The sequence below is a fragment of the Arthrobacter sp. TmtSoilC51 genome (assembly GCF_055388015.1).
In genome coordinates this window covers 539,822-559,627 of the sequence record NZ_AP035877.1, presented here as the reverse complement: position 1 = coordinate 559,627, position 19,806 = coordinate 539,822, and the positions used below count along the sequence as shown (strand labels likewise).

The window sequence follows — 19,806 nt, the reverse complement described above, 5'->3', positions numbered from 1 at the left end:
TCTCCCTAGGCCGGTACTACGGAGTCTTCAATGGCACGGCGCATGAGTGCGTGCTGCTTCTTGACGAGGTCGATCGGGTCCGATTCGCCGAGGTCGGCGAAGGCATGGCCCTCCCATTCGCTCGACAGGAAGCCTGTGTAACCGCCCTTGACGAATTGGCGGACAATGCGCGGAATGTCCATGGCGGGCTCGTTGCCGTTCTCGTCAATGTCGTAGAACTTGGCGTGGACATGGAACATTTGCGGCATGATGTCCAGCCATTCCTCGGGAGCCACCAGGCCATGCATGTTGAACGCCAGGCGTGTGAACGGCCCCAGGTTTGCGGGATCGAAGTTGTTGGAGCGGAGGTAGTCCTCGAATTCCTGGTTGCGGTCCTGCATTGGCAGCGGCTTCCGCCAGATGTCCTGCATCACCGCGAAGTGCTCTTCCGGCAGCCCCATTTGCGTGAGCGTCCGGAACAGCGTGGGCGACAGACTGTGCATCGTTGAACTGAAATCTGCAGTGAACCCAAGGCGGTCGCTGCCGAGTTCGTCGTACATCTCACGGATCTGGAGGATCTTGGGGTCGTTAGGACCCTGCGGTGCGTGGATTTCGTAGCCGAGCTTCTGGTCATACTTCTCGGCCAGTGGAAGAAGCCGCCGCAGCAGCTCCTTACCAGCGGAACGGATGACGATCCTATGGAAGCCGAGCGTGTTTGCGGTCTTCAGCTGGCGCGCAAAGAAGTCGAATTCCTCATCCGGAGTCATGTCCCGGTCCTTGCGGCGGCCCATGTCCAGGTTGGTTCCCACAGCGCTGGGCGTCAGTCCGTACCGATCCATGCTGTCGCGCCAGAGCTTTACGAAGTCGTCGTCGACGTCAGGATAGGTGCGCAGCATCTGCGCAATATTGAACTCGACGCCGGGACCGAGCCCTTCGTCGGCTACGGCCTTGATGAGCGTCTCGGGAGTGTAAAGACCCGCTGCAAATTCAGAGGTCAGTGAATAGAGGGTGATGCCAAGCTCGATGCCCGAGCCTGCGATGCCTGTAGACATGGTGGTTATCCGTTCTTGTCAGCCGAGGACCGGCTGGGTGAGGTGGCTGTTGAGGATGCTGCGGGCTTCGGCGGGATCCGTGATGATCCTCGAACCGGCGTTGGCAGCGGCTGAACGCTGGATGGCCTGTTCGCCACGGATGATCTCGAAGGGGTCCTGCCAGTTATTCCAGTGCCACCCCTCGTATTCGCTGGAGATTGCGCCAGAGTAACCGTTCTCGACGAGAAGGCGGACGAGTTCGCGAACGGGAACAGAAGGTTCCTCGCCGTTCTCGTCGATACCAAAGAACTTGCCGTGCACGTGGCGTACGAACGGCATGATTTCCAGCCAGGTGGCAATCGGAGCCGGGCCAAAAAGGCCGGTTCCATTGATCGCGAAGTCAATGCCCAGGTCCGGACGGCCGTTGCGGGCGGCCAGGCCAATGAAGGCCCCGAAGCGTTCGCCGTGCGCCCTCTCCGTGTTGGGCGGCCCTTCTGCGTAGAAACCGTTCCACATGTCCACAACCTGCTGGAGCAGCTCTTCGGAAGCGCCGCGGCGCCGGTAGGCCTCAAGGAGCGACGGTGCAAAGCCGCTGACGGTGGCGCCCCAGTCGGCCGTGAAGCCAAGGAGCGGAGAGCCCAGCTTCTCGAAGCGATCGCGGAGCGCGAGGATCAGTTCGTGGGCACCGTGCTGGTGTGCGTGGACTTCAAGTGCCAGCGTGACACCGTACTTTTCGGCCACTGGCAGCAGGCTTTCCATGGCATCGGGCGTCAAGGAGATTTGGACGCGGGCGATGGGGAAGCCCAGCCTGGAGGCGACCTCGATTTGCTTGCGCATGTACTCCACAAGCTCGTCGTGGTTCATGAGGCGGTCCCTGCGGATGCCGGTGTCAACGTTGACGGCCAGCGAGGTGGGAATCAGCTCCACTTCGGAAACGAGGTCCCGGAAGTGGCCTACGAACGAGTCATCGATCCGGTCAGGGAAGCCGCGCAGGCTTGAGAAGCCAATGACTTCAAGCCCCGGGCCAAAACCTTCCGCGGCCACCTTGCGGATCAGGCCGTCAAGGTCGTACTGCCGGCTGTGGAATGCGCGGGTGAAGCTGTAGAGGGTTACACCCTGGATGGGAGTTCCGAGGCCGGTCATCGCTGTCCTACCTTCATGGTCTTGGTGTCGTTCTCTTCGATGTGCAACACGCCGTGGTCCGTGGTGATGTAAGGGATGTAGAGCTTGAGGTCCACGCGGACTTCGTGTTCGGACTCCGGATCAGTCAGGGGCAGTTCGCCGGACAGAACAGCTGAATCCAGCGGGAACCACCACTCGTCCGTCTCCTCCACGAGCTCGCCAAAGCTGAAGGTGCGGTTGTTCATGGTCCAGCGCAACGACTCCTCGGGGGCGGCTACACCGTCGATGGTGAGCGCGGCCCCGGCAATGCACGAGCCCGGAAGGGCCCGGTACCACGGGATACGGACTTCGACAGCGGTTCGGCCGCCTTCCGTGGTGAGCGTTCCCTGCTCGATCATGCGGTCGGCAATCATGGAATCTCCTTGTCTTGCTGCGGGGCTCTGCGCTCCGCAACGACTTCTTCCTTATTTAGTAATTCTATTGTCTGATTCTGACATAAGTAAAGAGCTATCAAGCTCTGCCGCAATCTTCCGGGCACCACGAACGGCCAGGGCTACGGCAGTGAGGGTCGGATTGCAGGCGGTAGCGGTGGGGATAACACCGTTTCCAGCCACGAAAAGTCCTGCGACTCCCCACACTTCGCTGTCCGGCGAGCAAACACTCTTACCGTCGTCTTCGGTGCCCATTCGAGTAGAGCCCTGATAGTGAAGGGAGGCACCCGGCGGCAGGACAAAGGGCCGCTCGTCCAAAGGACGTCCCACTGCTTTTCCGAGCCGCACAATCTCCGTCTTTGCCCGTTCGATCACCTCGCGGTCACGGTCCGTCAAGCGATAGTGGATGCGCATGGCCGGCATCCCATAGCTGTCCCGGGCCTCGTCGTCGAAGGCCACGCGATCGTCCTGTTGCAGGTCCTTGGCGCAAAAGAACCCCAATCCCACAATCGATCCGGGCACCACAGGATCGTCGTCGGCCAATGGCACAGGCGAGGCATCCAACTGCATGATCTGGCCGTGGAAAGGGACGTCGTCCGTGTACGGAACCCAGGCCACGCCGCTTTGCTGCGTGAGCCCGCCGCGGCCTTGCGGAGCTTCCTCCAGCGCAGGTGCCGTGACGCCCTCCAATCGGCTGGCGAACACCACCTGCGGCTGGTCATTGAGGTAGCGCCCCAGGGCCTCCGGTCTGATACCCGACGCCCACAGCAGTTGCGGAGTACGCAGTGCGTCGCCCGCCACCACCACAAAACGGGCGGTGACCGTGTGGCTCTGGCCAGTCCGGCGGTCCCGAACTTCGACGCCAGTGGCCCTGCCGCCGTCGAGCATCACTTTGGTAACCAGCGACTCGTCGAAAAGTTCGAAGCGGGGATTCTGCCGGGTTGCCTCGCCCATGACGACGTCGGCACCTGACCACATGAGGCTGCCGTCGTCTTCGCGGTGGACAGCAAGCGGCATGGGCTGCACGCGAAGGGCGGGCTCGCGTCCTTCATCGACCACAGCGGCAAGGCGTTCACGGACAAGGTCGGAGAAGGGAGCGTCATCGAAGGCGTGGGTTGTGACACCCAGAAGGCGTTCGGCGTCCGCGAGCAATCCGTCCAGGTCCGGAACGAAGCTGATGCGCTCCTTGCCGGAGGGGCGGGGGCACGCCGCAGTCCAGTGCGCCCCCATGCCGCCCACATTGCTGGACATCGCAGCGACCGGGAGTCCGTCCTCGCCGGGGAAGGCGTAGCCTTCGCTGAGCAAGTAGGTTCCGGGCCGCGCCCTGCGTTCGCCGCTCTTGACCGCACCGGGCGAGTTGACGGTCGCTGCGCCTGCGCCAGGGCCTTCCGAGGCGCGCTGCGCAAGGCTGCGCCGTTGCTCGTCCGCAATGTTCTTGACGTGGGCACCGGGCGGGTTGCTGACCGTGGGGCCCACCTCGAACATCGCGATGACGGCCCCCGGCGATTCTTCGCTCAAGATCCGGGCATAAGTCGACGCTGTGGGACCACTGCCCACGATTGCTACATCAACTGACGCCGGATAGGACCGCTGGCTCACCGGGAGGCCACCAGTTCCTGAATGCGTCGGACGGACTTCGCGGACTCGATGGTTGGGTAGTATTCGAGTCCGATCGGCCCGCTGTACCCGCTGGCCTCCAGATCTCCGAGCCGCGCGTCCCAATCGATCGAACCGGAACCCGGTTCGCCACGGCCCGGCGCGTCCGCGATCTGAACGTACTTAATCAGGTCGCCGGCATTTGCCAGTTCCGCGGCAACATCTTCGCCTTCAACCGTGGAGTGGTATAGGTCGTACAGGACTCCAAACTCGGGCGAATTCACGCCGCGCGCAATGTAGACGGCCTCGGACGTCCGGTCCAGGAGGGCACCCGGGTGGTCCACGCGGATGTTGACCGGTTCCAGGACCAAAGTGATGCCGGAACCCTGAATGTGGTTGACGCCCTTGGTGAAGATCTCGATGAGCTCATCGACCTGGTCCTGCCGCTTGCGGCCGCCGAACCCGGTCCCGCTTCCCACGACGATGCGTGGGCAGCCAAGCTGGCGCGCAACCTCGACGCCGGCATCGAGCCCCGCGTAAAAGGGCTCGTGGTTGCGCGGTGGAATCATGAACTGCATCCGGGGCTCTGCAAGTTGAGCGGTAAGCTGCACGCCAGTTTCATCCAAGGCAGCCTTGAGGGCGGGGATGTCCTTGCCCGTGGGGCCCCACATCTCAACGGCACCGAAGCCCGCGGCTGCCGCAGCACGGACACGATCAGCGGCACTTTCGCCTACTTCGGAGAACAAAAGGTCGATATTCGGCGCAAGTTTGAACATGGTTCTCTCCTGAAAATAAGGTGTGTTTTCTAAAAAATGGGGTGGTCTTGTGGCGTCAGCGCCACGCGGGCCGGTTGTTGATCATGCATCAGCCCTTCAGGCCGCCGGAGAAGCCCTGGATGAAGCGCTTCTGGGCGAAGAGGAAAAGGGCAAGGATCGGGATCATGGACACGATCACGATTGCGAAGATGGAGTTCCACTGCGAGACCAGCGAACCGATGAAGTAGTACATCGCCACTGGCAGCGTCTGGTTGCTGGAGCCACCAAGGAAGATCAAGGACGTAAAGAAATCGTTCCAAACGATCAGTCCAGCGAAGATAGTCACCGTGCCCGTGGCAGGAGCCATCATCGGGAAAACTACTTTGGAGAAGACCTGCGTCTTGCTGGCACCATCGATGGTGGCGGCTTCTTCGTAGTCCGTGCCCAGACCGTGGAAGAAGTTGGAGTACAGGAAGATGGACAGCGGCAGGAGCATGCCTGTGTAGAGGATTATCAGCCCCCACGCTGAACCGGTGAGGCCGAGAGAACGGGCACCCATGTAGAGCGGCACGGCTCCCAGCTGCCCGGGCAGGATGATGGCGATCAGAAACAGGTAGTAAGCGCCTTTGCTCCAACGGCGGGTTGAGCGTGAAATGACATACCCCGTGATTGACCCAAGGGCGATCAGGCCAAGGATGCTGCCGGTGGTGATGATGACGCTGTTCACCAGGCCGAGCACCACATTTGAATTGCCTTGGGCGGTCAGGACGGCGGTGAAGTTGCTGAAGTCCGGGCTCGACGGCGGGGCCAGCGGCGAGGTCGTGTAGATCTCACCATCCGACTTCAACGCAGTAGTCACCAGGAAGTAGAACGGGGAAAGAAACAGGAGGGCCAACGCCCACAGCCCGATTTCGCGCAGAACGGTGAGTTTTGTGTAGCGGAACATTGTTAGTCCTCGGGGTTCGATCGCGTCAGCCGCTGCTGGATCACGGCGAAGAACAGGATGATGACAGCCAGCACCAGGGCCAGGGCGGCGCCGCCGCCGAAGTTGCCGAGCGCAAATGCCTGCTTATAGACCTGCGTGGCAAGGGTTTCCGTGGCGCCTGCCGGACCACCGCCGGTGAGTGCCATGATGGGGTCGAATACCCTCAAGCCCTGGACAATGCCGAGGGTTGATGCGATGGCTACGGCCGGTCGGATCGCGGGAAGGGTCACGTTCCAGAAGCGTTGCCACATGTTCGCGCCGTCAATGGCTGCTGCTTCCTCGATTTCCACCGGGACGCCCGCCAGGCCTGCCATGAAGATCACCATGGCGAAACCGGTGCTCCCCCAGACCAGGACAATCAATACTGTCCAGATGGCCCACTCCGGGTCCGCCAACCACGGCTTCGCCAGGTCACCAGCGCCGATCGAGGTGAGGAAGACATTGATGGGGCCGTCGAAATCGAAAATGTACTTCCAGATGTAGGCAGTTGCCAGCGGGCTGAGCACCACGGGCATGAAGAACAACGTGCGGAGCACATACCGCGTCTTCAGGACCCGGTTCAAACCCAAGGCAATGAAGAGGCCGGCAACGTTGCTGATAAATACGGAGGCAAAGGCCAGGAACAGGGTATTCAGCAAGGCCCCGAGCTTGGTCGGATCCTTGAAGATTGCTTCGAAGTTTGCCAGGCCAACCACTTTGAACGAGCCGATGCCGGTCCAGTTGGTGAAGGCGAAGTAGCCGCCGATTCCCGTAGCTACGTAGTGGATGGCGATAACGAGGACGATCCCGGGGAGCGCCCACCACCAGTGGCCGAACTGCAGGGACCCGCCCCGGGAACGTACCTTTCGGCCCGTTCCCGGGGTTCGCCTGCCTCGCCGGGGCGCATCTGCTGCTTCGGTTTTCGATTGCATCGTCGCAGTCATGGTAATCCTTGCTCGTCCCTTTGAGTCGTCGGAACTTTGGGTGGTGTGAATCTGCTGTTTAGGCCCAGGCCGCATCCATGGCCTGCAGGACCTGGTCTACGGACTTCTGGCCCGTCAGGAGACCCTGAACGCCGGTGGCGAGGGCATCGTAAACTGCGGAGTTTGGCCACTGGCTGTTGGGAAGCGGGCCGTACTTGCCGTCCTTGATGAGGTCGCCGACGTTCTTGTAAGCGCCGGATGCGTAGTCGTAGGTGTCCAAACCGCTGACGGGGAGTGCGCCATCGATTTCCGCAAATGCCTTGGTCTGCTCCGGCTCAGCCGCCCAATCAAGGAAGGCCTTGGCAGCGTCCTTGTTCTTGGAAGCGGCGTTGATGGAGAAGGAGTAGTTCGCGCTGGCATAGACAAAGCCCTTGTCGGAGCTCTGTTCCGCGGGAAGCGCGCGGACCACAAAGTCGGAATCGGCCGCTGCGGTCTTGAGCTGCTTCCACGAAGGCGCGGGGATGAAGCCGGCAAGTGACGAGCCGCTCGCCAGGCCCTTGGTGATGGCGTCGAAGCCTGCGCCTGCTGCGCCCTTCTGGAAGCAACCTGCCTCGTTAAGCTTGACGACGGCCTGCAGCGCGTCCTTCCAGCCCTGGGAGTCGGCGAAGGTGGTCTCCTTGCTCACCCGCTTTTCGTTCCACTTGGGATCCTCCGCGTAAACCCGGGATGCCGCCAGGGACATAGCCATCAGGCCGGTGTTGGGTGCGGCTGATCCTGCCAGCGCAAAGAAGGACTTACCGGATGAACTGAGCGAGGAGCATTGCTTTTCCAGCGAGGAGAAGTCACTGGGGAAGTCGGCAACCCCCGAGGCCTTGGCGGCAGTTTCGTTGGCTACGAGCCCCACCACCGTCATTTCGGCAGCCTGCCCGTAGACCTTGCCGTCCTTGCCGAACAGGGCTTCACTGCCCACGGGAACCAACTTCTTGGCCGAATCGTCCAGGGGTTCCAGGAAGTTTGCATCAACCAAGGGAAGGATGCTTCGGCCTGTCCCCGATCCGGGCGACGTCACAATGACGTCCGAGGCGTTACCTGCCTGCAGCTGGGTGCGGACGGTCTGGTCGTAGGAATCGTTGGGCTGCGCGTTGAAGGTGATCTTCACGTCCGGGTGCGCTGCCATGTACTGCTCGCCGAGCTTCTGGAACGGGCTCTCAATGGTGTTGGAGGTGGCGAACGTCAGGGAGAATTCTTTGGAGCCGCCCGCGCTTCCGGCGTTGGTGGAGCCCGAGCAGCCTGTCAGTGCAAGTGCAGCAGCGGTTGGGATGACGAGAACGCCGAGCTTGAGTCCTCGAAAGCGGTGCTGTGTCATTTTCAGCCTTTCTGACTTCTTTGTCTTATCGGGGGCGCCGTGACCCCCGTCACTCATCAGTATGCACGGCATCTGCCAGAAAGACACATAAGTATTTCGGATGCCGCACATAAGTCCGGCTGTTTCGTGTAAAGCATGGGACTGAGTTCAGGCGCCTCCCGAGTCGTTCCCCGCCGAAAACGTCATCAGTGCCGTGGATACACTGGTCCTGCTACGCCTTTTCTCCCAAGGCCCCGACTCAAAGGATTGCCGTTGTGACGGACCACGCCCTGCTTTCCAGGCTCGACCTCAACCTGCTGACGTCCTTGGATGCCCTCATTACCGAACGCAGCGTGACGCGCGCGGCGGAGCGCCTGCATCTGAGCCAGCCAGCCTTGAGTGCTTCGTTGGCCCGCCTCAGGAACCACTTTGGCGATCCCATCCTTGCCCGGCGGGGAAACACTTACGAGCTCACGCCTTTCGCCCTGAGGCTCGCTGAACACACCACCCTGGCCCTCGATGCCGCCCGGCGCGTTTTCGAGAGCCAAGCAAGTTGGGAGCCGAATGAATCCGCCCGGGAGTTTTCCATCTACGGATCGGACTACGGTTTCACCACGGTTGGACGGGTCGTTTCAGAACTTGCAGCAGAGCGCGCCCCTGGAGTGCGGTTCCGGTTCATGCTCCATAATCCCGTGGTGGTTGAGGACGCGGCCAACCGGCTGAGGGCGGCAGACGGCATGGTGATTCCCCACGGGATCCTCACTGGCCTGCCGTTCGTGGATTTATGGCGCGATGATTGGCTGGCCGTAGTCTCGGAAACCAACCACGACGTTGGTGAGGAGGTCACCATGGACAACATCGCCAATTTGCCGTGGGTCATGACCTACCAATCGCGCTCTGCATTCACCTCCGCCGAGCGTCAGATCCAGCAGTTGGGCATTGAGCCACGCGTGGAGGTAGTAGTGGAGAGCTTCCAGGCCCTCCCCCACTTCATCGCAGGAACCAACAGGATCGGTCTCATTCAGGCAGCCCTTGCGCCGATTGCGCGTCGCCTGGGCGGCGTCCGGATCCTGCCGCTGCCATTTCCGGCTACACCCTTGGTCAACGCCCTGTGGTGGCATCCAGTACACAACGCGGATTCGGAACACATCTGGATGCGCGGCCTCTTCGAGGAAGCCGCTGCGATCGTCGCTGCCGGAACTGCTGCCAACGCGTAGAGCCCGGCCGGATGACCGGCCGGGCTGCATCTGGAGTCGCTCGGGTCAGACCTTTGCCATGGTGGCGCGCATGCTGCGCCGGATGAGATCGTGCTGCTTGCGAACCAGCAGCAAAGGGTCCACCTCGCCCAACTCGGCGAAGGCATGCCCTTCCCATTCGCTGGACCAGTAGCCCCGGTAGCCACCTTCCACAAACACGCGGACAAGTTCGGGATAGTCGATGGCAGGTTCGTTTCCGTCGTCGTCGATGTCATAGAACTTCGCGTGCACGTGCATGATCCGCGGCATGATGTCAGCCCAATCGGCGGGGCTGACGTGGCCGTGCATGTTGAAGGCAAGGTGGGCAAAGGAGCCGAGCCTGGCAGGATCAAAGTCACGGGCCCGGAGATACCCAATGAATTCTTCCTGCCTGTCACGCATCGACGCATCCGTAGCCCAGATGGACTGCAAGTGCTCAAGGGCTTCTTGGTCGAGTCCCGCCCTGGAGACAGCGCGCAGCAATGTCGGAGACATACTGTGCATCGTCGACGAGAAATCTGCCACAAAACCCAGCAATGGTGAATCCAACTCGGCGTAGACATCCCGGACCTTCATGATCTCCGGGGAATTGGGGCCCAAAGGGGCATGAATCTCATAAGCGAGTTTGAGTTCCAACCTTTCGGCGAGCGGGAGGAGCCGGCGCAACAGGTCCGGCTTTGCGCTTTGGATCCGGACCAGGGGGAACCCCAGTTTCTTGGCGCCGTGGAAGAGAGTCTGGGTGAATTCGTACTCTTCATCCGGGGTCATATCACGGTCACGTCGCCGGCCCATATCCAGGTTGGCACCGAACGAGCTCGCCACGAATCCGTGCTTGTCGAAGGACTCATGCCAGGACCTGGCGAAGTCCTCACTCACCTCGGGGTAGGTGGGCAACACCTGTGAGGCCACGATTTCGATTCCGGGCCCGATGCCAAGCTCGGCCACCCGGTTCAGCAAACCGTCAAAGTCGTACCACCCTGCCCGGAACTCCGCACTCGCGGAATAGAGGGTCAACCCCAGGGAGAACGGATCCTCGTCCGCTTTCGGCGGCGGGGGCGTGACCGGCGTCGTCGTGAGTGGTGCCGGCGCATCCGAGTCCACAACGGTGAGTTCGAGGTCTTGGTTGACGAAGTTCGGCACATACATTCCGGGGCCGCCATCCTGACCCGGCGCGATCTGCATGTACGGGAGCCGGAGCTCCCCGAAGATGTGGACGGCGTGCTGCTCCCCCAGCTCCACCGGTACCGGCCGCCGCGCAATGAGGCGCGGATGCTCCTGAAGGAACCACAAGGTTTCGGCTTGGGCCGGAAGTTCCGCCAGGGCGTAGGTCTTTCCGCCGAGCTCGAAGGAGAGGTCCTGCTGCGGAACCTCCTCACCGTCCACTGCCAGCTTCAGGGTGGAGACGGATGAGAGCCAGAGGCTCCGGTACCAGGGAAGGGCCAGCGACAAAGCGAGGCCTTCGGGATGGGCTCGCAAGCTGTCTTCTTGAATCAGTCCATTGGGCATTGTTTCTTCTCCAACTGTGGGGTGGTCAGGCGAGTTCGGATGCGATCTTGCGGATCAGCGAATGCTGGCGGCGAACCTGCTCAATGGAGCGCCACAGTGTCCTCTCGCCCTCGTACTCGCTGGACAAGTAGCCGTTGTATCCAGCGTCTTTCAGGGCTTTGAGGACGGGATGCCACGGAATCTGCTGGTCTTCCAGGTGTTCATCGATGTCGTGGAACTTGGCTTGGACAAACACGACGTACTGCGCAACGTCGGCAAAGTCTGCCGGGTCCACGCCGATGCCGTCGAGGAAGGCCGGTCTGGTTTCCCTGGTCTCGCCCTCCCGTAACGGGATGGGCCGGTCCTGGAAGATTCCCGTGTCGATCAACAGGCCAAAGTTCTTGGTTCCCGTGCGTTCAATGAGAGCAATGTAATCGTCCACCACCGGGTGCTTGATGGGGGTGGGCGAATGGATTTCCGGGCAGATAATCACTCCGAGTTCATGGGCCAGGTCCAGGGAACGTTCCACGGACTCGGTCCAAATCGGGTCCGGGATCAGGTCGCTGGAAACAACGCCAATCTTCGGACGGACAAAACCAAAGCCCAGACGATTAGCCAGCCTCAGGTCACGTTGCAGTGCGGAGGCACCTTCCACGGCCGTGATGCTCCGGCCTGGATGCAGTCTCGTATCGATCCAGGAGCCATAATTGGTCGGCTCAAGCGAGTACTTCTCCAGCAAGGCGAACCACTGATCAATCCAGGCCGTCCCCGGTTCCGGGTAGTTGGGCACATGACCCTCCCCCAAAATCTCGACGCCGGTGGCACCCGTATCTGCCACTGCCGCCAAGGCGGTTTCAAGGTCCAGGACCGTTCCGTAGTCATGCATGAAGCTGTAGAGGGATACGCCATATTGGAATACGCCGCCTCCGCCTTCCGGCGCCAGCGTGATGCGCCGGGAAGCGCGGTGGACTGTTGGCTGATGTTCCAGAGGGATATACGACATCCGAAGCTTCAACTCGATGTGCACATCATGGACTCCCTGCGGGAGCCCTCCCGCCCAGGGCACAGTCACCGTTGCGGCTTCTTCCAATTGCCAGCGGACGCCTTCGCTCGCCCAGAGTTCGCGGAGGGTATACCTCTTCCCACCCAGGGTCCAGAGCGGAACCTCAGCAGGTACGTCCACCAGGTTTCCTACCCTAACGGAGATGCCGTCGATAAGGGAGGCAGCCATGCCGCGATAGGAAGGCATTCGCACCCGGAACTGAAATCCAGTAACGCGGTCACCTTCGTGCACATTGCGGAAGCCAGTGGCTTGAATGAGGTCTCGTTCAAGAAGCATCTTCGCTCTTTCCTAGGTGGGATGGAAAGAGCATAACCCACTTAGGCATGAATTGAACATAAGTAGGCGTGGATCGTACTGAACTAAAGTTCCTGATTCTGCGACTGTGCCCTGCCAGCGTTCGCATCCGCGCCAGCGTTGGCATCCAGCCGGGCCGTGGCCGCCTTGTCATGGGTGGCCGGCATGGCGAGGACCGCAATAACGGTGAGTGCGGCACTTATGAGGACGGCCGAAAACACGGCAGATGAAGCCACGATGGTTGTCCGCGGATCAGGGCCGTCACCGGGACCGTTGGCATAGATGGCATTGGCTACGGCGCCGAAGACCGCTACGCCGATGGAGCTGCCGATCGAGCGCGCAAAGAGATTGGTACCGGTAACCACACCGCGCTCGTTCCATTCAACACTCGATTGGGCGGCGATGAGGCTCGGCGTAGCCACCAGCCCGAGTCCCAGCCCGACAGTAAAGCAGGCAGCAGCCACCAAGAGGACGTTGGGCGACGAAGCAGTAAAGGCAAGGACAGCCGTGCCGATGACCGTAATGGCGATACCGATCATGGCCGTCTTACGAAATCCAATCCGAAGATAGAACCTGCCAGCTTGGGAAGCACTGAGGGGCCACCCCAGCGTCAAGGCAGCCAAGGCCAGGCCCGCCAACACAGGTGATACCTGCAGTGATCCCTCAAGGAACGTTGGAACGTATGAGGTGAGGCCAAGCATGACCGCGCCAACACCGAAGGAGATCATCGCGGTGGTCGCCAACAACCTGCGGGAGACAACCCATGGCGGCAGGACCGGCTCTGCCGCCTTCCGCTCCACCAAGAGGAAAGCGACGAACAACAAGGCTCCCGCAGCAAAGACCGCGATGCTGATGCTTGAGTTCCAGGCCCAGGCCTGGCCGCCCTCAAGTGCGCCGAGGATGAGCAGGCTCAAGGAAATCGTCAGCAGCCCGGCCCCCAGGTAGTCGATGCGGTGTTTCTTACGCTCGACGTCCTCATGGAATGTCCGAACCAGCATCCACCCGGCCAGGAGGCACAGGGGGATGTTGATGAGGAAGATCCAACGCCAGATACCCAACGAAGAAAACACACCGCCCAGCGTTGGGCCCACAACGGAGGAAACGGCCCACACACTGGCCAGGTAGCCCTGCACTTTCGCCCGCTCGGCAAGCGTGTATATATCGCCGGCAATCGTGATGGCTACAGGCTGGACGGCGCCCGCCCCTAATCCTTGAAGCACGCGGAAGGCGATGAGCGCCGGCATGCTCCAGGCCAATCCGCAAAGGACGGATCCAAGCAGGAAGAGCCCGATACCACTGAGGATGATCGGTTTACGGCCCAAGACGTCAGAGAGCTTGGCATAAACAGGCACTGAAACCGCCTGCGCCAAGAGATACGCCGAGAAGAGCCACGGAAACGACGTGAAACCACCGACGTCATCCACGATCGAAGGCACTGCCGTAGCAACGATGGTGGAATCGATCGCCACCAGGCCGGTGGAAAGCATCAGCGCAATCAGGATCGGTCCGCGCCGGGAACGGAACCCGACTCCGTCTTCAGTCTCTGTAGTCACATGGTCTCGTTCCGTCGTCACCTGTTCATGGGCCCTCTTGGCGTAACCGCCCCAGCCCCAAGATTAGTCCCGGACCTGGACCTGGTCTTTGAGCGCCTCCGTTCGCTCCTGGACGAAGGTTCATGGTTGCGGTGTACCGCGCAAACGATTCAAGATCCACCCAGTTTCCCAGCCCGGCGTCGTCTGCGTTGGGCCGTCATTGACCGAGTACGTCGTATCCGCATAACGCTGGGTTGCCTGGTCAGGATGGAGCGTGGATGGCGTCGCATGAACCTGCTGCTTTCAAGCTCGGGAATGGTTGTTTACAACGTTTCCCGGCGCCTGTGCACACACTGTGCCGATGCCATGCCGCAGATGGGTTCGAACGCCAACGGCGGGCCACCCACCGGTTCCTTTTGGAACCCCAGGGCACCCGCCGTCGTCGTAATTCAGTACGACTTAGTCGTTGATGAGGTCGTGAACCACGATTGTCTGGTCGCGGTCCGGGCCGACGCCGATGGCCGAGAAGCGCGTACCGGAGAGCTTTTCGAGTGCAAGTACGTAATTGCGGGCGTTCTCCGGAAGGTCTTCGAGCGTGCGGGCGCCGGTGATGTCCTCGGTCCAGCCGTCGAAGTACTCGAAGATCGGCACCGCGTGGTGGAATTCGGTCTGCGTCATGGGCATTTCGTCGTGGCGGACGCCGTCCACATCGTAGGCAACGCAGACCGGGATCTGCTCGATACCTGTGAGGACGTCCAGCTTGGTCACGAAGTAGTCCGTGAAGCCGTTGACGCGGGAAGCGTGGCGGGCCAGCACGGCGTCGTACCAACCGCAGCGGCGGGGACGGCCGGTGTTCACACCGAACTCACCGCCGGTCTTCTGCAGGTACACGCCCATCTCGTCGAAGAGTTCCGTGGGGAACGGACCGGCGCCAACACGTGTGGTGTAGGCCTTGATAATGCCGATGGAACGCGAAATCCGGGTTGGGCCAATGCCTGAGCCAACGGATGCGCCGCCAGCCGTCGGGTTGGATGAGGTGACGAACGGGTATGTGCCGTGGTCAACGTCAAGGAACGTGGCCTGGCCACCTTCCATGAGCACAACCTTGCCCTCGTCCAACGCGTTGTTCAGCTCCAGCGTGCTGTCGATAACCAGCGGGCGCAGGCGCTCGGCGAAGGAGAGGAAGTACTCAACGATCTCATCAACCACGATGTCGCGACGGTTGTAGACCTTGACCAGGAGCTCGTTCTTCTGGCGCAGCGAACCTTCCACCTTCTGGCGGAGGATCGATTCGTCGAAAACGTCCTGGACCCGGATGCCCAGGCGGGCAACCTTGTCCATGTAGGCCGGCCCAATGCCACGGCCCGTGGTGCCGATTGCGCGGCTGCCCAGGAAACGCTCCGTGACCTTGTCCAGGACCTGGTGGTACGGCGCAACGAGGTGTGCGTTGGCCGAGACACGCAGGCGGGACGTGTCCGCACCGCGGGCATCAAGGCCGTCGATTTCCTGGAAGAGGGCCTCGAGGTTCACCACGCAGCCGTTGCCAATAATAGGAATTGCATTGGGGCTCAGGATGCCCGCGGGAAGGAGCTTTAGCTCGTACTTCTCACCGCCAACCACCACGGTGTGCCCGGCGTTGTTACCGCCATTGGGCTTGACCACGTAGTCAACACGGCCACCGAGCAGATCGGTAGCTTTGCCTTTGCCTTCGTCGCCCCACTGGGCTCCGACGATCACGATAGCGGGCATGGGATCCTCCCCCATTCTTTCGGGCGAGACCAAGCCGGATGGCCAGGACTCGACGCCGTACATGAGAATGCCCCGACTTACCGGTGCAGCCTGCCGCGGGCGGCGGCATACGCAAGAGTTTCGGGGCTCTTACCAGCCAAGTTTAGCCGATGGCGCCTGAAACTCTGGCGTCAAGGAGCCGTCCAACCACGTTTTGCCCAAGTTTTGGAGTACGCGGGATGACCATTCAGAGATTGGTGCAGGATCCTCCGACGCCGGCCACCAGGCCTGCATTGGCCCTGACGGACACGGGCGTGGACGTCCACCCGGCCGCAGTGATGTAGATATCCACTTGGAATTGTGTGTTGAAACCCAAAATGCCACCAAGAAGCGTGGCCGGTATGTCCGTGGTGTATCCGGCAGCAGAGCCAGTGGTGTTGGCCGTTCCGGGATATCCCTGGAGCGTGGTCACCGTGGATCCAGCGGTGAGCAGGTGGACATCGATCACGGCGTCCGCCAGGTTTGGGTACGTTGCCGGCGGCTTCCAAAATATCCTGATATAAGCGCCTGCTCCGAGGAACGCAGGGTTGTACTCGCATGCGCCATTCAGGGTTGCAGGCGGAACCGTGATGGTCCCGAAGCTGCCCCTGCCGAATTCGCTCCGCTGCCAGGACGCCTCGGTCACCGCTGCCGGGCTTGACGCGGAGATCAGCAGGGCCAAAGCCACAGCAAAGGAACCCAGCCAGCCGAGCCGCTTCCTCATGCGCGGACGCCCTGCAAACGTGCAAGGGCGAACCCTGCCGCCACTGCCATGACGCCCAGCATGGCAAAGCCAACAAGCCTGGCGCCGGTATCGGCCAAGCCAACGGACGACGACGGCCCGGCCGGACGTGCGGTGGCCTCGCCGGAGGTGTCGTCTCCAGCCGCGTCCCCCGAACCATGGACGCCAACCACAAGTTGCGTGCGGCTCCCTTGGACGTCAGCGGGAACGTCTGCAGCTAGGGCCGCGGTCACAAGCACGTATGTCCCGCTGGACCAAGTACTGCCGTGTTTCATGAGGCCGATCCTCAAGCCCTCGGCGAGAGCCAAGTGGGTGGGTTCAAGCAAGCTCTGTTCGCCGCTCGCACATGAGGTGCCGTCCCATGGCTGCTCGCAGGAGCGTAATTGCACGCTGAGGAAGTCCCGGAGCCCGGTGGATTCATCCTCGGAACCTGCAGTTTCAGCCGGCTGGATCCACACTTCCAGTGAACCGGCAGTCTCGCCGGGTACATGGACGCCTACCGTCCAATCCGCCCTGCCGCCAGGGGTGAGGCGGTGCACTTCACCGGCCGGACCGGCGTCGAGCTCCAACCAACCGGAAGGTTCGTCCTGGGCGTGGGCCGGAACGGCACCCAGCAAGGAAACAGCAAGCAGCCCCACCAAAGCCGCGAATCTAGGCAGCAACATGTTGGCCTCTTTTGCGGCCGCGTGGGGATCCGTCTCGGGGCCCGTTTCGGGATCCGTTTCGGGGCCAGAGCACCCAGCTCACCAACGCCGCTACGCACACGGTTGTCACGCCCAGTACCAAGGGGTTGGCCGCAGCAGCCAGAGGATATGCAAGCCCAGGGACGGACCAGAGGACAACCCGGACCCGCTCCACGACGTAAGGCGCCGGATCAGCCTCGGCGTTGGCGTCGCCCTTCATGGTGATGGTCCGTGCAGCCCCATCCGCGGGTCCAACAGTCTGGACCCTGTGGGTGATGGGCAGCTTTCCGGGCCGGTCCACCGTGACGACGTCGCCGACGTTGATCTCGGCTGCAGGAATCTCGCGGACCACGGCCAGCGAACCGGCCGGAATGGTGGGCGACATGGAGCCCGTCTTGAACAGGATCAGGGTGATGTTGAATGCCACCGCGAGAACCACGGCGATGAGGCAGACAGCGCCGCCCGCCGCGGCCAGGTTCAGCAGCCCTTCCCTCAGGCGCCGCTGAAACCGGTCAGCGTAGAACCGTGTGGCGCTCATGAGCTTGAGGTGGCAGTGAACTGCCAGGTAGCGGTTGCCGTCTGGCCCTGCAGCGCATTGTTTGCCCCTGCCGGAAGCGAGACTTCAAAGCAGAATTGCGTGGGCGCCCCCGGCAGTGTCGCCGTGGCCGCGGCCAGCGGATTGACGACGCCGGCATCCTGGCCCACAGTCAAAGGCTTGACGCCATCGCTGCCCACCACAAAATCCGGGCTCCCCGTGAATGACGACGCCTGGCATGTGGCCGATCGCACCACCCGATACCGCAGCGCAGCACCCAAATCCGCAACCCCCGTTGCGCTGCTGGTCACCACGGGAACACCCAGGACCACCTCGCCCGCCACGGACATGGCCTTCGTCCTAATGGCGAACGGTGCATAGAAGACAGTGCCGGGGCTCATTGCTTCGGCATTGAACACCAACGTGGCACCGGGTGAAACGTCGTTGGTGCTCCACGTACCGGATGCGTCGTACGGCTTGGTGACGTTGGATTCAGTCTGGAAGACGCTTGCTCCGAATGAACCACTCGCGAAGTCGCTGTCCGTCCACGAGGCCACGGTCAGGGAGCTGCCAACTCCCAACACCAGTGCTCCCGAAAGGAGCGCACGGATGCGAAGAAAAACCACACCGCGTTTGGTCTTTGCTTGTCGATGACCCATGGATCACTGCGACTGTGCTGCGAATTCCCATGTGGTGGACCCGGTTTGGGATTGAACCAGACCCGCATCGGCAGTAATCCTGAAGCACAGGTTTACAGGTGCGCCAGGGTCCGTGTCCGCTCCCTGGTCAAGCGCGAAGGTGATGCTGCCCGGCGTCGTACCCAATGCTTGGCCGGCCGTCACCAACGTTGCCGTGACCGGTTCAGTACAGCCGAAGTCAGCTGATTGGGTGAGCGAATATGTCAGGCCAGCCAGGGAACCGGTGGATGCTTCGGTTGAGACAGTCACAGTGGCGTCGTAACTGGACGCAGCATCCAACCGGACAGCGAATGGGGCGGTGACCACATCCCCAGGCGAGAGATTGGTGGGGCTGGCGGTAAAGCCAAGAGTTGCCGGGCCCGTCACAGGATTCTCGCCAAACGCCGTTCCATCCGTGCTGCCCTCAAGATTGAAGGCACCCGCCGTGAACGTGCCTTTGGCAAATTCGGAGTCGTTCCACGCGGCCAGTGTGATCGCCGCACCAATTCCGAGGACCAAACCACCTGCCAGGATTGCGCGGACTTTTGGAGCCCTGCCGGGACGCTCCCCTGATTCTGGTGACGCTTCCGTTGATGCAACCACATTTACCCCCGAGATAGATGATGCCAATGATGCTCGATCGAAGACTCGTACCTGGCGTCGGAGGTTCCAGAATGGGTTCCCCCCAAAACCATTAGCCCCAACCCATCATCTGTGCAGGTCAAAGTCAACGACTCTGACCTGCACAGATGGGTTAATGTTCAGGCTCGACGGCGACGCGGAGCACCTACGCCGTCGAGACGTGCGCCACGCTGCTGGGCAACACGCCGTGTCTCATTTAAGGGCGCGCCGGAACAGGGTGCTGCCGCGCCCATAGTCCGGTAAGGTTAGTTAGCCCCCAACAGCACCCTTTGAGGTTCGGCTGCGGCATGCCCGCGGCCCCCTTGGAACGGTGCGCTGTAACACCTAGGAGACCTAACCCCTGATGCAAGAACTGGCGACTGAATCACCCGAAGAAATCCTCTGGAACCGCCGCTACGAATCGCACATCGCCGAGGTCAACGAGCTGTGCGACTCCATCAAGGAGCAGAAGCCGGGCAGCGAGGTCCTCTACATCGACCCCGCCCACAGCATGGATGACTGCCGCATCGTCAGCCTTTTCTCCAACCAGCGCACCAACACCGGTGAGGGTTTCATCACCCCGGGTGACGAAGAAGCAACCACCCGGATGCTCGGCATGCAGTGGCAGTTGGGTCTCCGCCCCGAGCTCATGATGCCGTGGAACGCGTACCCATGGATCGAGCCCAACGAGGAACCGGGCAAGCTGACGCCGGCCAACATCACCGAAGGCCTCAAGCCGCTCCTGCGCCTGCTCGCCATCCTGCCTCGCACTTCCGCACTTGTGGCACACGGCAATGAGGCACACCGCCTTGCCGACCAATTGATGAAGGCCGCGCCTGCCAGCATCGCCCGGCGCGGATTCAAGACCTTCAAGGTCCGTTCCCTTGGTGGCCGCTCCTTCGCCGGTACACCCGCCCGCCAGCAGGAATACCTCGATGCCATCCACGGCGCCTACGCCGAGGCAATGGCGCGCACGGGCATCCCGCGCAAGGCTTAGTCTCCGGCCTTTCGGGGCCCGCTCTGCGC

19 protein-coding genes are annotated in these 19,806 nt (G+C 61.7%); 2 read left to right on the top strand and 17 right to left on the bottom strand.

All coding sequences use genetic code 11. From position 1 onward, the window contains the following. Positions 1 to 5: 5 nt before the first annotated feature. From ACZ5G6_RS02735 to ACZ5G6_RS02700, 8 genes are all read right to left on the bottom strand, one after another. Complete coding sequence (locus tag ACZ5G6_RS02735) at positions 6 to 1,031, bottom strand: sugar phosphate isomerase/epimerase family protein (protein ID WP_498689219.1); 1,026 nt, start codon at positions 1,029 to 1,031, stop codon at positions 6 to 8. A gap of 18 nt (positions 1,032 to 1,049) precedes the next feature. Next, positions 1,050 to 2,153: a sugar phosphate isomerase/epimerase family protein gene (locus ACZ5G6_RS02730; protein WP_498689217.1), complete on the bottom strand. Its 1,104-nt coding sequence runs from the start codon at positions 2,151 to 2,153 to the stop codon at positions 1,050 to 1,052. Then, entirely contained in the window at positions 2,150 to 2,545 is a 396-nt protein-coding gene (locus ACZ5G6_RS02725) for a C-glycoside deglycosidase beta subunit domain-containing protein (protein ID WP_498689215.1), read from the bottom strand. The genes ACZ5G6_RS02730 and ACZ5G6_RS02725 overlap by 4 nt, the downstream gene beginning before the upstream one ends. A gap of 51 nt (positions 2,546 to 2,596) precedes the next feature. Further along, complete coding sequence (gene carA, locus ACZ5G6_RS02720) at positions 2,597 to 4,162, bottom strand: c-glycoside 3-oxidase CarA (protein ID WP_498689213.1); 1,566 nt, start codon at positions 4,160 to 4,162, stop codon at positions 2,597 to 2,599. Beyond that, on the bottom strand, positions 4,159 to 4,935 hold the full coding sequence (locus tag ACZ5G6_RS02715; protein WP_498689212.1) for a TIM barrel protein: 777 nt from the start codon (positions 4,933 to 4,935) through the stop codon (positions 4,159 to 4,161). Before ACZ5G6_RS02715 ends, carA begins: the two co-directional genes overlap by 4 nt. Positions 4,936 to 5,023: 88 nt before the next feature. Continuing rightward, positions 5,024 to 5,860 (bottom strand): carbohydrate ABC transporter permease, encoded by an 837-nt coding sequence (locus ACZ5G6_RS02710; RefSeq protein WP_498689210.1) that lies wholly within the window; start codon positions 5,858 to 5,860, stop codon positions 5,024 to 5,026. Positions 5,861 to 5,862: 2 nt separating this feature from the next. Next, on the bottom strand, positions 5,863 to 6,822 hold the full coding sequence (locus tag ACZ5G6_RS02705) for a carbohydrate ABC transporter permease (protein WP_498689208.1): 960 nt from the start codon (positions 6,820 to 6,822) through the stop codon (positions 5,863 to 5,865). Positions 6,823 to 6,880: 58 nt separating this feature from the next. Then, positions 6,881 to 8,167, bottom strand: coding sequence for an ABC transporter substrate-binding protein (locus ACZ5G6_RS02700; protein ID WP_498689206.1), 1,287 nt, complete (start codon positions 8,165 to 8,167; stop codon positions 6,881 to 6,883). 254 nt (positions 8,168 to 8,421) lie between these two features. Here ACZ5G6_RS02700 and ACZ5G6_RS02695 point away from each other — a divergent pair, with 254 nt between their 5' ends. Next, positions 8,422 to 9,363 (top strand): LysR family transcriptional regulator, encoded by a 942-nt coding sequence (locus tag ACZ5G6_RS02695; protein ID WP_498689204.1) that lies wholly within the window; start codon positions 8,422 to 8,424, stop codon positions 9,361 to 9,363. 45 nt (positions 9,364 to 9,408) lie between these two features. Here the strand turns inward: ACZ5G6_RS02695 and ACZ5G6_RS02690 are convergent, their stop codons facing one another. From ACZ5G6_RS02690 to ACZ5G6_RS02650, 9 genes are all read right to left on the bottom strand, one after another. Further along, positions 9,409 to 10,887: a C-glycoside deglycosidase beta subunit domain-containing protein gene (locus tag ACZ5G6_RS02690; protein ID WP_498689203.1), complete on the bottom strand. Its 1,479-nt coding sequence runs from the start codon at positions 10,885 to 10,887 to the stop codon at positions 9,409 to 9,411. A gap of 25 nt (positions 10,888 to 10,912) precedes the next feature. Further along, positions 10,913 to 12,205 (bottom strand): C-glycoside deglycosidase beta subunit domain-containing protein, encoded by a 1,293-nt coding sequence (locus ACZ5G6_RS02685; protein WP_498689201.1) that lies wholly within the window; start codon positions 12,203 to 12,205, stop codon positions 10,913 to 10,915. An 83-nt stretch (positions 12,206 to 12,288) separates the two neighbouring features. Further along, a complete protein-coding gene (locus ACZ5G6_RS02680; RefSeq protein WP_498691727.1) occupies positions 12,289 to 13,710 on the bottom strand; it encodes an MFS transporter in 1,422 nt (473 codons plus the stop codon). Positions 13,711 to 14,214: 504 nt separating this feature from the next. Beyond that, the gene (locus tag ACZ5G6_RS02675) at positions 14,215 to 15,504 is read right to left on the bottom strand and encodes an adenylosuccinate synthase (protein WP_223935656.1); all 1,290 of its coding nucleotides are present in this window, start codon (positions 15,502 to 15,504) and stop codon (positions 14,215 to 14,217) included. A 226-nt stretch (positions 15,505 to 15,730) separates the two neighbouring features. Beyond that, on the bottom strand, positions 15,731 to 16,246 hold the full coding sequence (locus tag ACZ5G6_RS02670; RefSeq protein WP_498689199.1) for a hypothetical protein: 516 nt from the start codon (positions 16,244 to 16,246) through the stop codon (positions 15,731 to 15,733). Then, complete coding sequence (locus ACZ5G6_RS02665; RefSeq protein ID WP_498689197.1) at positions 16,243 to 16,929, bottom strand: hypothetical protein; 687 nt, start codon at positions 16,927 to 16,929, stop codon at positions 16,243 to 16,245. Before ACZ5G6_RS02665 ends, ACZ5G6_RS02670 begins: the two co-directional genes overlap by 4 nt. Then, complete coding sequence (locus ACZ5G6_RS02660) at positions 16,916 to 17,485, bottom strand: signal peptidase I (protein ID WP_498689194.1); 570 nt, start codon at positions 17,483 to 17,485, stop codon at positions 16,916 to 16,918. Before ACZ5G6_RS02660 ends, ACZ5G6_RS02665 begins: the two co-directional genes overlap by 14 nt. Continuing rightward, positions 17,482 to 18,141 (bottom strand): SipW-dependent-type signal peptide-containing protein, encoded by a 660-nt coding sequence (locus ACZ5G6_RS02655; RefSeq protein WP_498689193.1) that lies wholly within the window; start codon positions 18,139 to 18,141, stop codon positions 17,482 to 17,484. The genes ACZ5G6_RS02660 and ACZ5G6_RS02655 overlap by 4 nt, the downstream gene beginning before the upstream one ends. 3 nt (positions 18,142 to 18,144) lie before the next feature. Then, positions 18,145 to 18,762 (bottom strand): SipW-dependent-type signal peptide-containing protein, encoded by a 618-nt coding sequence (locus tag ACZ5G6_RS02650; protein ID WP_498689191.1) that lies wholly within the window; start codon positions 18,760 to 18,762, stop codon positions 18,145 to 18,147. Positions 18,763 to 19,144: 382 nt separating this feature from the next. On the opposite strand from ACZ5G6_RS02650, the gene ACZ5G6_RS02645 reads away from it, so the two are divergent. After that, positions 19,145 to 19,777, top strand: a complete 633-nt coding sequence (locus ACZ5G6_RS02645; RefSeq protein WP_223935655.1) for a uracil-DNA glycosylase family protein — start codon at positions 19,145 to 19,147, stop codon at positions 19,775 to 19,777. Positions 19,778 to 19,806: the final 29 nt, after the last annotated feature.

What these genes read in the sequence shown, in the direction of transcription:
- ACZ5G6_RS02735 (WP_498689219.1), bottom strand. Translation starts at nt 1,031, where the DNA reads ATGTCTACAGGCATCGCAGGCTCGGGCATCGAGCTTGGCATCACCCTC.
- ACZ5G6_RS02730 (WP_498689217.1), bottom strand. Translation starts at nt 2,153, where the DNA reads ATGACCGGCCTCGGAACTCCCATCCAGGGTGTAACCCTCTACAGCTTC.
- ACZ5G6_RS02725 (WP_498689215.1), bottom strand. Translation starts at nt 2,545, where the DNA reads ATGATTGCCGACCGCATGATCGAGCAGGGAACGCTCACCACGGAAGGC.
- ACZ5G6_RS02715 (WP_498689212.1), bottom strand. Translation starts at nt 4,935, where the DNA reads ATGTTCAAACTTGCGCCGAATATCGACCTTTTGTTCTCCGAAGTAGGC.
- ACZ5G6_RS02710 (WP_498689210.1), bottom strand. Translation starts at nt 5,860, where the DNA reads ATGTTCCGCTACACAAAACTCACCGTTCTGCGCGAAATCGGGCTGTGG.
- ACZ5G6_RS02705 (WP_498689208.1), bottom strand. Translation starts at nt 6,822, where the DNA reads ATGACTGCGACGATGCAATCGAAAACCGAAGCAGCAGATGCGCCCCGG.
- ACZ5G6_RS02700 (WP_498689206.1), bottom strand. Translation starts at nt 8,167, where the DNA reads ATGACACAGCACCGCTTTCGAGGACTCAAGCTCGGCGTTCTCGTCATC.
- ACZ5G6_RS02690 (WP_498689203.1), bottom strand. Translation starts at nt 10,887, where the DNA reads ATGCCCAATGGACTGATTCAAGAAGACAGCTTGCGAGCCCATCCCGAA.
- ACZ5G6_RS02685 (WP_498689201.1), bottom strand. Translation starts at nt 12,205, where the DNA reads ATGCTTCTTGAACGAGACCTCATTCAAGCCACTGGCTTCCGCAATGTG.
- ACZ5G6_RS02680 (WP_498691727.1), bottom strand. Translation starts at nt 13,710, where the DNA reads ATGCTTTCCACCGGCCTGGTGGCGATCGATTCCACCATCGTTGCTACG.
- ACZ5G6_RS02675 (WP_223935656.1), bottom strand. Translation starts at nt 15,504, where the DNA reads ATGCCCGCTATCGTGATCGTCGGAGCCCAGTGGGGCGACGAAGGCAAA.
- ACZ5G6_RS02670 (WP_498689199.1), bottom strand. Translation starts at nt 16,246, where the DNA reads ATGAGGAAGCGGCTCGGCTGGCTGGGTTCCTTTGCTGTGGCTTTGGCC.
- ACZ5G6_RS02665 (WP_498689197.1), bottom strand. Translation starts at nt 16,929, where the DNA reads ATGTTGCTGCCTAGATTCGCGGCTTTGGTGGGGCTGCTTGCTGTTTCC.
- ACZ5G6_RS02660 (WP_498689194.1), bottom strand. Translation starts at nt 17,485, where the DNA reads ATGAGCGCCACACGGTTCTACGCTGACCGGTTTCAGCGGCGCCTGAGG.
- ACZ5G6_RS02655 (WP_498689193.1), bottom strand. Translation starts at nt 18,141, where the DNA reads ATGGGTCATCGACAAGCAAAGACCAAACGCGGTGTGGTTTTTCTTCGC.
- ACZ5G6_RS02645 (WP_223935655.1), top strand. Translation starts at nt 19,145, where the DNA reads ATGCAAGAACTGGCGACTGAATCACCCGAAGAAATCCTCTGGAACCGC.